This window comes from Sphingobium sp. EM0848, assembly GCF_013375555.1.
In the GTDB taxonomy this organism is placed as follows: domain Bacteria; phylum Pseudomonadota; class Alphaproteobacteria; order Sphingomonadales; family Sphingomonadaceae; genus Sphingobium.
Genome location: NZ_JABXWB010000001.1, coordinates 106,688 through 118,572, shown reverse-complemented (window position 1 = coordinate 118,572; position 11,885 = coordinate 106,688). Strand labels below are relative to the sequence as shown.

Sequence of the window (11,885 nt, the reverse complement as noted above, 5' to 3'; positions counted from 1 at the left end):
GCGTCAACGTGCCCCCAATTCGATCTGCCCTTTTCTTCGTCAGGATGCCCTTCCTATGAACGATTCGCCCAAATCTGCCAATAAGCTGCGCAGTCGCGCCTGGTTCGACAACCCCGACAATATCGACATGACCGCGCTCTATCTGGAGCGCTATCTGAACTTCGGCCTCTCTCTGGAAGAACTGCGCAGCGGCAAGCCGATCATCGGCATCGCCCAGACCGGCAGTGACCTGTCGCCCTGCAACCGCCACCATATGGTGCTGGCCGAGCGTATTCGGGACGGCATTCGCGAAATGGGTGGTATCGCGCTGGAATTTCCGGTGCATCCGATTCAGGAAACCGGCAAGCGGCCGACGGCGGGGCTGGACCGCAACCTTGCCTATCTGGGGCTGGTCGAGGCGATCTACGGCTATCCGCTGGACGGTGTGGTGCTGACCACGGGTTGCGACAAGACGACGCCAGCGCTGCTGATGGCGGCGGCGACCGTCAACATCCCGGCCATCGCCCTGTCGGTCGGGCCGATGCTGAACGGCTGGCACAAGGGCGAGCGCACGGGCTCCGGCACTATCGTCTGGCACGCCCGGCAATTGCTCGCGGCGGGCAAGATCGACGATGAGGGCTTTATCAAGCTGGTGGCGTCCTCGGCGCCCTCGACCGGCTATTGCAACACCATGGGCACGGCGACGACGATGAACTCGCTGGCCGAGGCGCTGGGCATGATGCTGCCCGGATCGGCGGCCATACCGGCACCTTATCGCGACCGGCAGGAGGTCGCCTATCTGACGGGCAAGCGGATCGTCGAGATGGTGGCGGAGGATCTGAAGCCTTCGGACATATTGACGCTCGATGCCTTCCACAACGCCATCGTCGTGAATTCGGCCATTGGCGGATCGACCAACGCGCCGATCCACCTTGCCGCCATTGCGCGCCATATCGGCGTCGAGCTGCCGCTCAAGGACTGGGAAACGGTCGGGCACAAGGTTCCGCTGCTGGTCAACCTCCAGCCTGCGGGCGAATATCTGGGCGAGGATTATTATCGTGCCGGCGGCGTGCCGGCGGTGGTCAGCCAGCTTATCGAACAGGGCCTGATCCACGAAGACGCGATGACCGTCAACGGCAGGACCATGGGCCAGAACTGCAAGGGTGTGGAGATCGAGGATGAGAAGGTCATCCGTCCCTTCGCCCAGCCGCTCAGGGAGGAAGCGGGCTTCCTCGTCCTCTCGGGCAATCTGTTCGACGCGGCGGTGATGAAGACCAGCGTGATTTCGGAAGAGTTCCGCGCCCGCTATCTCTCCAACCCGCGGGACCCCAATGCCTTTGAAGGCCCGGCGGTCGTGTTCGACGGACCGGAGGACTATCACCGCCGCATCGACGATCCGGCGGTCGGCATCACCCCGGACACGCTGCTGTTCATGCGCGGCGCGGGACCGATCGGCTATCCCGGCGCGGCCGAGGTCGTGAACATGCGGCCGCCCGCCTATCTCATCACCGAGGGCGTGAGCGCACTCCCCTGCATCGGCGACGGCCGCCAGTCGGGCACATCCGGCAGCCCCTCCATCCTCAATGCCTCGCCCGAAGCGGCGGCGATGGGCGGCCTCGCGCTGCTTCAGACCGGCGACCGGGTGCGCATGGACCTCAACCAGGGCGCCGTGAACGTCCTGATCTCCGATGAGGAACTGGAAGCGCGCCGGGTGAGGCTGGTAGCGGAGGGCGGGTTCAAATATCCTGCCTCCCAGACGCCCTGGCAGGAAATCCAGCGCTCCGTCGTCGGTCAGATGAACACCGGCGCGATTCTGGAAGGCGCCGAAAAATATCAGCGCATTGCCCAGACCATGGGCCTGCCGCGCGACAATCATTGAGCATCATTCCGAACTTTCAGGAGACATCCATGTTCAACGGAGCCATTCTCATCGGCGCGACTGAGCGCCAGGGCGGCGAGTCCTTCCACGCCATCGATCCGGCCACCGGCGCAAAAGGCGACGTCGCCTTTCACAACGCCTCGACCAGCGACGTTGCCGACGCCTGCGCGCTGGCCGACGCCGCATTCGACAGCTTCTCGACACTGACGCCCAATGACCGCGCCGCCTTTCTGGAGGCGGTGGCCGACCAGATCATGGCCATTGGCGACCTGCTGATCACCACCGCCATGAGCGAATCCGGCCTGCCGCGCGGCCGTCTGGAGGGAGAGCGCGGGCGCACCGTCGGCCAGCTCCGGCTGTTCGCCAGCTATGTCCGTCAGGGCGACTGGCTGGACGCCACCATCGATTCCGCCCTGCCAGACCGGACCCCGCTGCCGCGCAGCGACCTGCGCCGCGTCAACCATGCGGTCGGTCCGGTCGCCGTCTTCGGCGCCTCCAACTTCCCGCTGGCCTTCTCCGTCGCGGGCGGCGACACCGCATCGGCCTTCGCCGCCGGTTGCCCGGTCGTCGTCAAGGGCCACCCGGCCCACCCCGGCACCGGCGAACTGGTCGCCCGCGCCATCGCCGCCGCCGTCAAGGCAAGCGGCCTGCATGAAGGCGTCTTTTCCTATCTGCCCGGCACCACCAACGAACTGGGCGGGGCGCTGGTCGCTGATCCCCGCATCAAGGCGGTCGGCTTCACCGGATCGCGCGGCGGCGGCCTTGCCCTGATGAAGATCGCGGCGAACCGCGAGGAACCGATCCCGGTCTATGCCGAAATGTCGAGCATCAATCCGGTCGTGCTGCTGCCGGGCGCGCTCGCGGCCCGCGCCGAAGCGCTGGGCACGGCCTTTGTCGGATCGCTGACGCTCTTTTCGGGCCAGTTCTGCACCAATCCGGGTCTGGTGATCGCGCTCGACAGCCCCGATCTCGACCGGTTCGTGACCTCGGCCGCCGAAGCCCTGTCCGCCAATGGCGCGCAGGTCATGCTGACGCCCGGCATCCACGCCGCCTATGAGCAGGGCGTCGCCGCGCTGGCGGGAGCGGAAGGCGTCACCACCCTGGCGCGCGGCGCCGAAGCCGAAGGCGTGAACCGTGGCCGGCATGCGCTGTTCGCCACCACCGGCGACCGGTTCCGGTCCAACCCGGCTTTGGCGCATGAGGTGTTCGGCTCTTCCTCGATCCTCGTCAAATGCGCGACCATTGATGAAGTCGTCGCCACCATCGCTCGGTTGGAGGGCCAGTTGACGGCCACGCTCCAGATGGATGCAAGCGACACCGACAATGCCGCAAAGCTGCTGCCTACTCTTTCCCGCAAGGTAGGCCGCGTCCTCGCCAATGGCTGGCCGACCGGCGTCGAAGTGACCCATGCCATGGTCCATGGCGGCCCCTTCCCCTCGACCTCCGACGGCCGCACCACCTCGGTCGGCACCTTGGCGATGATGCGATTCCTGCGACCCGTCTGCTATCAGGATGTTGCCGACGCCGTGCTGCCGCCCGCGCTGCAGGCCGCCAATCCCTGGGGCCTGACGCGCCGGGTCGAGGGCAAGCTGGAAATCGTGGCATGACGATCCGGGCAGGTCTGGTCGGGCTGGGCAAGATCGCGCGCGATCAGCATCTGCCCGCGATCGGGAAGGTCGACGGCATCGAACTGGTCGCGCTCGCTAGCCGCAATGCACAGGGCGAAGGGGTCAGCAATTATCATGACCTCGGCGCCATGCTGGCGGGCGAGCCGGAACTCGATGCCGTCATCCTCTGCCAGCCGCCGCAGGTGCGCTATCAGGCGGCGCGGCAAGCTATCCTTGCCGGCAAGCATGTGTTCCTCGAAAAGCCGCCGGGGGCCACCGTGTCGGAAGTGGAGGCCCTGATCGCGCTGGCGCGGCGTCAGGGCGTCACCCTCTATGCAAGCTGGCACAGCCGCTATGCCGCCGCCGTCGCGCAGGCCAGGGCGTGGATCGCGGAACGGCGGATCGAGCGCATCTCCATCCAGTGGCGGGAGGATGTCCGTCACTGGCATCCGGGCCAACCGTGGATCTGGGAAGCAGGCGGCTTCGGCGTGTTCGACCCCGGCATCAACGCGCTGTCGATCCTGACGGAGATCGTGCCGGAACCCGTCACCTTGCTCTCCGCCAGTCTGGAAGTACCGGAGAACAAGGACGCGCCCATCGGCGCGGACCTCAAAATGGCGACAGCTTCAGGCGCGCCGGTGGAGGCTGTGTTCGACTGGCGCCAGACCGGGCCGCAGACCTGGGACATCGCCGTCGAAACCTCGAACGGCAGCCTGCTGCTTTCTGAAGGCGGCAATATGTTGAGGCTGGACGGCGAAGTCCAGATGAAGGCCCCGGACGAGGAATATCCGGCCATGTACCGGCGCTTCGTCGATCTGGTGGCCGATCGCGCCATCGATGCCGACATCGCACCGCTGCGTTTGGTGGCGGATGCCTTCCTTTGCGGACGGCATTGCCCTACGACAAGGTTCGAAGACTGACGAAAGGGAGCCGGAATTTTGGGGAGCGAGCGCAAGGACAGGACGGAACGTCAGTTTGCGACGGAGGAAGGCTCGCTCCGCATCCATCAGGCCATTGCCCGGCAACTGGGCACCGCGATCCTGATGGGCACCCACAAACCCGGCGACCTGTTCGAAGGGGAGATCGAGGCGTCGGAGCGGCTCCACGTCTCCCGCACCGCCTATCGGGAGGCGGTGCGCATTCTGATCGCCAAGGGCATGCTGGAAAGCCGCCCCAAGGCAGGAACCCGCGTGCTGCCGCGCAGCCGCTGGAATGTGCTGGACCCGGAGATGCTGGCCTGGATGTTCGCGGGCGAGCCGGATCGCGACTTCATCCGCGACCTGTTCGAACTGCGGGGCGTGATCGAACCGGCGGCGGCGGAGTTCGCCGCGCGCCGACGCACGGAGGAACAGCTTGCCGTCATGACGCTGGCGCTGGCGGATATGGAAAGCCATGGCCTGTCCACCCCGGACGGCCGGGCAGCCGACCAACGGTTCCACCATGCCATATTGGCCGCGACGCATAATGACGCGCTAGCCGCGCTGGCCAGCTCCGTCGGCGCGGCGGTGGGCTGGACCACCACCTTCAAGCATCGCAAGAAGCTGCTGCCCCGCGATCCCCTGCCCGATCACAAGGCGGTCTATCAGGCCATCGCCGCTCGCGACACCGCCGCCGCGCGCAACAGCATGGTGGAACTGTTGCGGCTGGCGCTGGCGGACATGGATATCGCGCTGGCGGAACCGGCCAGGAACTAAGGTCCGGCGGTCAGCTTCGCTCTGCCCACAGGGCTGAAGGCTCCGTCGTGTCGACATATTCGGCGCCGACATAGCCCAGCTTCACGCGGGCCTCCTCCAGCGGCAGGTCGAACGCGTCTTCATAGCGCGCCATGAAGAAGGGGCCGGATTCCCGCCCGACCCGCATGCCCCGCTCCACGGCATTCTGGCAGACCGGCCAGACTTGCGGATAGTGCAGCATCGTCCGAACCGTGTAGCGCAAAGTGACGAACATGGAGAGGACCGAGAGTTCGCCCGCAAGTTCGGGACTGAAATGCTTGAAATGCGACGTGATCCGCGCCCAGGCCGGAACCAGTTCCCCCATATAGTTGAAATCGCCGCCGGTCATGATGTGTTCAAGGTCATGCGTCTGGCCGCTGCGGAACCGGAAATAGTCATATTGGGTCTTGGGCTGGGGCTGTTCGTAGATCACCAGATCGAAATTCTTCGCGATCACATCGCGATAGAAGACATGCCCCAAAGTGCCTTCTTCAAATCCGCTGAAGTCGTCGGCGCCATAGGTCGACTGGAATCCCTGGCTGAACCAGTCGTCGAGATCAGGATTGCGCCTGCGTTCCTCGGTGAACAAATGCTCGATATGATCGAGATCCTGTATTTCGTTCAGAATGCCGACGACTTCATACATTTCAGCCTGCGCCGGACGGTCGGCTCCATTGCGCTTGAGCGTGATCGTCGACATCCAGTCGCGCATGCGCGGATGGTTCAGATATTTCGACGAACTGATAAGTACGCTGCTTTCAGTCGTAACCGGCGTCACACCGCGCAGCAGATAAGGAATATTTTCCATCAGATCCTCTTCTGAAATTCAGGCCGCGAGACTGGGCGCAGGCTGCTCCCCGCGCACCAGACGGCCGGGCAGCTTCCCGGTGGGCTGGCCGTTGCGCGCGATGACTTCACCGCTGACGATGGTGGCGACATAGCCGTCCGCCGTCTGATCCAGACGCCGCCCTCCCGCCGGCAGGTCGCGTGTGAGGCGCGGCGCATGCAGCGCCAGCTTCTCTACATCGATCAGGTTGAGGTCGCCCTTATAGCCGAGAGCGATCAGTCCCCGATCATTGAGGCCAAGCGCACGCGCCGGGTCCGCCGCCAGCATTCTGATGGCTTGCGGCAATGAAAGCCGCGTCCCTTCACGATCGCGGGTCCAGTAGGTCAGCAGGAAGGTCGGATAACTCGCATCACAGATCACGCCATAATGCGCGCCGCCATCACCAAGCCCGACAATTGTGTCCGGATGGTTGAGCAGTTCTTCGACCGCGTCGAGCTTGCCCTCATAATAATTACCGATGGCAACATAGAGCATGGCGTCGCCGTCATCCTCCAGCAACCAGTCATAAACCAGTTCTTCGGGCGAAATCCCCGCGCGTTCAGCCTGTGCGGCGACGCTTTCGTCCGGAGATGGCGCATAATTGGGCGGATTGCCCAGCTTGAACATCCAGTTCCACGACCGGCCGATCGCGGCCAGCGGATGGCCATCGACGGGCTTTTCCGCCAACAGGGCCGCACGCGTTTCGGGCTTCCGCAATTCCGCCACCTTGGCGGCCAGCGGCAGCTTTTCGATGGACTGGTAGGTTGGGCAAAGGCCGAATGGATTGACCGACAGATTATGGCCGACGATCAGCCCGATGGGGCGGGGAAAGACCTGCGCCGTGATCCGTGCGCCCTCCGCATTGGCCTTTGCGACCTGGGCCAGCGCCGCATTCCATTCGGGCGGCCCTTCATTGGCCGTACCCAGCGTGAAGGTCGCGGGCCGGCCGGATGAACGCACCAGCCGCGTCAACGCCTCGACCTCGCTATTCCAGTCCAGATGCGGCACATCGAGCACGAGCTGGATTATGCCCTTCCCCGCGTCACTCAGTCCGGCCGCGATGGCCTCCAACTCAGCCTGGGAAGCGTCGAAGCTGGGAATCTGCGCGCCATCGCGGGTCCGGTGAATGAACTGGCGCGACGTGGCGAAGCCCAGCGCGCCCGCGTCCACGGCCTCCCGTGCCAGCACCCGCATTTTGGCAAGGTCGTCCGCCGATGCCGCTTCGCGCTCCGCGCCGCGCGCGCCCATGGCATAAACACGCAGCGGAGAATGGGGAAGATAGGCCGCGACGTCGATATCGAGCGTGCGGCGGTCGAGCGTGTCCAGATATTCGGGAAAACTTTCCCACTCCCAACTCAAGCCGTCCGCCATCACGACGCCGGGAATGTCCTCCACCCCCTCCATCACGTTGATCAACGTCTCGCGATCTTCGGCGCGGCAGGGGGCGAACCCCACACCGCAATTCCCGAGCACGGCAGTCGTCACACCATGCGCCGATGACGGGTTCAGCCGGTCCGACCAGATCGCCTGACCGTCATAATGCGTATGGGCGTCGACAAAGCCGGGGGTCACGATCAGCCCGCTCGCGTCGATTTCCTCCGCACCCCGGCCATCGAACGTGCCGATTTTCGCAATGCGACCACCCTGCACCGCAATGTCGGCCACGAACGGCGCGCCGCCGGTCCCGTCGACCACACGTCCACCGCGGATGACCAGATCAAATTCCGCCATTTTTCAGCGATCCTCTTCCTCGTCCTGCTATCTGGATTTATCCAAACGGTATGCTACCGTTCGGCTATTTGCAAGCCCGGCCTTGTCATGGGAGCAAGAAAACTCCAGTTGGGAAAAATATGTCTTTGGAGCGGGTGGCCTCAGCAATGATGCGCATGAAGATTGACGACGAAGATCAATCAAAAGGCTCGAAACGGCTCAACCACCTGCTTTTGGCGGCGCGTCACGCCTTTATGAAACAGGGCTATCAGCATGTCAGCGTCGACGGCCTCGCCCGCAGTTCGGGCGTCAGCAAGGAAACCATCTATCGGCATTTCGACGACAAGCAGGCGCTTTTCCGTGCGGCGATGCAGGGCGTCACCGACGAATTCGCGCATGATTTCGCCGATATTTTCCGGGACGATGATACGCCCGAGACCATATTGGCCCGCTGCGCGCGCGCCATTTACGATCGAGCGGCGGATACGGATCATCCCTCGCCCAACTGGCTGGCCGTGGGGACTGCCGCCAGCTTCCCCGAACTGGCCCGCGCCGTTGGCTTCGATGCCGTCCAGAGTCTCATCCCGCTTCAGGCATTTCTTGAGCGGCTGGCCCGTGAGCGGGGAGGAACGGGCGCCGTTCCTCTCGACATTGTCGCGCAATTCGGCGCTTTGTCGGCCGGGGGCATGCGGCATCTGATGGGCGGTGCGGCACTTGACGAGGCTGATCGCGAACTGGCGGCTCGGCGGGTGGCTGAACTGTTCCTCCATGGCTGTGCCGCAGACGTTCAGGGCATTGCGGAAACGCGCGGCCCGCTTCGGGAATTCACACTCGAACCGGCGGCACCGGCCCGTCCGGTAGAAAACCATGTCGCGCACCTCATGTCCGTCGCGCGCGCCCATTTCTACGAACAGGGCTATCGCGGGGCGGGCCTGGATGAAATCGGCGCGATCGCCCGGGTCGGCCGGGGCACATTATACCGCCATTTCGGCAGCAAGAAGGGGCTGTTCAAGGCGGTGATGATGGAGGCCGCCGGCGAAATCATGGCGAAGATACACCTGATCCTTTCCACCGCGCAACCAGTTGCCGACAATCTGCATTGTGCGGCGGTCACGGTCTCCGCAGCGATGCAGGGGGATGCGGGCGTGCGCCTCTACCGAACCGTCAGCGCGGAAGCGAAAGCGATGCCGGAAGTCGCGCATGCAATCCATGACATGACGCGCGAGAGGCTGGTTCAGCCTATCGCAGATTATCTGCGCTATTGCTCGGCGGAAGGTCTGCTGACGCTGGACGACCCGACGTGGGCGGCCGATCAATTCGTCATATTGGCGACCGGCGGCAATCGTTATCTTCTCGATCCATCACCCACGGAAGCGGACCGGGTCGATCATGCACACCTTGCCACAGCGACCTTTCTCCACGGCTATTTAGGGAAGTAGCGTCACCAACGGATCGCAAACCGCCAGAGCGGTTGGCTTTGCCGAACTGCAATCCGATCGCTGCGAAACCACTTTAACATAAGCGCCCCATTTGCGTGGCGGCTTATCCAGTTGCATCCCATCGGCAAAGATCCAGCCATGCGTGCATAAGACGACTGCCTCCGCTTAGGAAGCAAAGTGCGACAAAAGCTTGTAAGATATCTCAAATTTGGCCAGATCAATAGTGAATAAGTAAGCTATTGTGAATTACCGATATGAGTCTCATGGTTGACTTAATTCCGGTTTGAAATTCCGCATGGAGGGGATGCGTGAAATCAATTCTACAGATGATGGCCATCGGCCTTTTGATAGCCAACCCTGCCAACTCACAGGAAAATAATGTAAAATCAGAGCAATCTGAGCCCGCCGAGTGGCAAGCCTTGCTCACGCAAGCGAGACAATTGTTCAATGTCGAATTTGCCAAGCCTTACGATCCAAAGAAATATAAAGGCGTTCTGGCACTTGTAGATCAAGCAGAACGTTCGGCGGCACGTCAGTTTGGCTCGGGGTCCGGTGCCCATTTGGCAACGCTCAGAGCACATGCCCGCTATCTGGGCTTTGCTGAAGCGTATGACAAACAGTTGCAGATCGCCAAAAAGCTACTGGCATTCCGAACTGCGAAACTGGACAAAAACGGCTTAGCTTATGCCAATGCCCTTATCCTGTTCGCCGGAGAACTAACTTACTATTATGATGGTCATAAAAATGTCCGCGCGCAGGCTTTGCAGCAGGCAGCCTCCATCCTTAATACCCTTGGTCCGATACACGACAATGAAGCAGCCAATGTCTGGTACAGCTATGCTTACGAAATGATTACCGTTGGAGATAATGTTGATTTCAGTATAGAAGCATTCAATAAGGTACGGATCTTTTATAAATCACAGAATCCGATTGATGTAGATAATTACGTAGCGGTTTTGAATAGACTAGCAGTTCTTTACGGTTCAAAAAATAGGCCACTGGATGCCGAGATGACGCTGAGAACAGCATTGTCCGCTGCGCAGGGAGATGGCAGGCCGGATAAGCCGCAGCTTGCGGCTACTTTGTTTGAATATGGCGCGGAATTGCTGACCTTGGGGCGAATCAAGGAAGCAGAGCACTATCTGTCAGAGGCCGTTGTGCTCATGACACGGCCCGGTGCGAACTCTCCCCCAAGCAAGCTGAAGGCTGCGAAAGATCAACTGGAAATCGCCCGAAAAGCCCAGGCTGAGTTACTGGCAAAGGAACGGACGGCACGTCGGATGGCGACGGAGAATGCGGCATCAGAAGCCACACGCAACGGAAAAATAGCGGCAACACCTGCCCTGACGGCGCTCTTTGCCAGACTGAAAACGGCGGGCATCAATATCAATATGGCTGGAGCAGCAAAATGATTGGACATGCGCTAAAGCGAAGCCCTGCCATACTAGCCCTGTCACTGATACTTATACCTCCATCTGCCACCGGACAGGCTCCCCCGGCACAACCACCAGCACAAGTGAAGGTTCCGACTTTTACCCCCCACACATTCACCTTGGACGACAGCAAGTCAAACACATCATCTAATGATGATACGCAGCCTGATCGGGCGAATTCCGGTGTAGTAAGCAAGTTTGATTGTGCTGTCGAACGACAGAATCTAATAAATGCCCAGGTATCTGAGTGGGGCATACATGAAGAAACGGCTGAGTTGACTTTGGATGCCAATCTTGAAGCGATTAATAAGGAAACGCCCGAAGAGCTGCAGAAAAGCCTTCATTTTTACACGTCAGCAATAGCAGGAACCAATGCACTACCGGCGACGGACGGAGCAAGGCTGATGTTATGCCTTCATAAAACGAGGCTTGAACAATCCACTTCGCCATCGCGTTCCTCAGAACCCTTGGCATCACAGGTTCCCAGCATTGCCTGCGCTGCTGAGCAGTTGGGAAACATGAATCAGGAGATTGCCGGTTTTGACAGTCGTTTGGACGATTTTTTGAATAATACGCCCAATTCTAGCGTTGGCGCATCGGGTATGCTCGCTGTGACCATGTGGGCGCTGAAAGGGCAAACAGACACGATCCGAAAATATTGCCCTGATGCGGAAGCGTTCAAGCGTAGAATCGCAAATCTCGAAACTTCGTTCAATTCCGCACAAGCCGCTTGTGATAAAATTCGGACAGGTGGCGGTAAATGCACGCCGATTTCGCCGGAAGATATGCGAGATTCAATAGCTCAAGCTGCGGCGAGGGCCGCCAATGCACAAACATCTCTTTCTTCGTCTTCTGCGGGCGCACCAGAAACGACCGATCCAACACCCGGCAGTTCATCCAATACCCGCACATGCGAAAGGGATGGAATTTGTACCGCCAATTAAGTGTGCAGGAAGCGGGTTGACTTACATGGTGACGCAAGGGAGGAGGAATCTTCCCTTTACCCATGCCCTGATCAGGCGGGGCAGGATTAGGCGCCTGCTGGAATCCATCCATCCTGATAGACGGCATGAACAGGCCATTGTGCTGATCGACGCCCGCATTTCCTGGGGCATAGACACAAGGCGGCAGATCGTCCGCGTCAGGAAGGCGCGGGGCCTCTAGCTGGCTCCGTAAAATCGACCGCAGATCGGATACTTATGCCTATTGACATACTTCCCAGAGCCGAACGCCATTGACCAAATATCTATCGAGATAATTCCAGTTGGATGCCGGGACGGTTTCGCTATGTTCGCGATGC

9 protein-coding genes are annotated in these 11,885 nt (G+C 61.2%); 7 read left to right on the top strand and 2 right to left on the bottom strand.

The features are described from left to right. The first annotated feature begins 55 nt into the window (after positions 1-55). The 4 genes from HUK73_RS00480 to HUK73_RS00465 are packed head-to-tail and all read left to right on the top strand — an operon-like array spanning position 56 to position 5,159. On the top strand, positions 56-1,858 hold the full coding sequence (locus tag HUK73_RS00480) for an IlvD/Edd family dehydratase (protein ID WP_176590145.1): 1,803 nt from the start codon (positions 56-58) through the stop codon (positions 1,856-1,858). Positions 1,859-1,887: 29 nt separating this feature from the next. Beyond that, positions 1,888-3,465, top strand: a complete 1,578-nt coding sequence (locus tag HUK73_RS00475; RefSeq protein WP_176590144.1) for an aldehyde dehydrogenase (NADP(+)) — start codon at positions 1,888-1,890, stop codon at positions 3,463-3,465. Continuing rightward, the gene (locus HUK73_RS00470) at positions 3,462-4,385 is read left to right on the top strand and encodes a Gfo/Idh/MocA family protein (RefSeq protein WP_176590143.1); all 924 of its coding nucleotides are present in this window, start codon (positions 3,462-3,464) and stop codon (positions 4,383-4,385) included. The genes HUK73_RS00475 and HUK73_RS00470 overlap by 4 nt, the downstream gene beginning before the upstream one ends. Positions 4,386-4,403: 18 nt before the next feature. After that, the gene (locus tag HUK73_RS00465; protein ID WP_176590142.1) at positions 4,404-5,159 is read left to right on the top strand and encodes a FadR/GntR family transcriptional regulator; all 756 of its coding nucleotides are present in this window, start codon (positions 4,404-4,406) and stop codon (positions 5,157-5,159) included. 10 nt (positions 5,160-5,169) lie between these two features. On the opposite strand, the gene HUK73_RS00460 is transcribed toward HUK73_RS00465, so the two are convergent. Together HUK73_RS00460 and HUK73_RS00455 are read right to left on the bottom strand one after the other, a co-directional pair. Beyond that, the gene (locus HUK73_RS00460) at positions 5,170-5,985 is read right to left on the bottom strand and encodes a hypothetical protein (RefSeq protein WP_176590141.1); all 816 of its coding nucleotides are present in this window, start codon (positions 5,983-5,985) and stop codon (positions 5,170-5,172) included. A gap of 18 nt (positions 5,986-6,003) precedes the next feature. Further along, positions 6,004-7,734, bottom strand: a complete 1,731-nt coding sequence (locus HUK73_RS00455) for an amidohydrolase family protein (RefSeq protein ID WP_176590140.1) — start codon at positions 7,732-7,734, stop codon at positions 6,004-6,006. A 155-nt stretch (positions 7,735-7,889) separates the two neighbouring features. Here HUK73_RS00455 and HUK73_RS00450 point away from each other — a divergent pair, with 155 nt between their 5' ends. The 3 genes from HUK73_RS00450 (at position 7,890) to HUK73_RS00440 (ending at position 11,529) form a co-directional block, all read left to right on the top strand. Further along, complete coding sequence (locus HUK73_RS00450) at positions 7,890-9,152, top strand: TetR/AcrR family transcriptional regulator (protein ID WP_176590139.1); 1,263 nt, start codon at positions 7,890-7,892, stop codon at positions 9,150-9,152. Between the two features lie 308 nt (positions 9,153-9,460). Then, positions 9,461-10,564: a tetratricopeptide repeat protein gene (locus tag HUK73_RS27090; protein ID WP_176590138.1), complete on the top strand. Its 1,104-nt coding sequence runs from the start codon at positions 9,461-9,463 to the stop codon at positions 10,562-10,564. A 140-nt stretch (positions 10,565-10,704) separates the two neighbouring features. After that, positions 10,705-11,529, top strand: a complete 825-nt coding sequence (locus tag HUK73_RS00440) for a hypothetical protein (protein WP_176590137.1) — start codon at positions 10,705-10,707, stop codon at positions 11,527-11,529. The last annotated feature ends 356 nt before the right edge of the window (positions 11,530-11,885 follow it).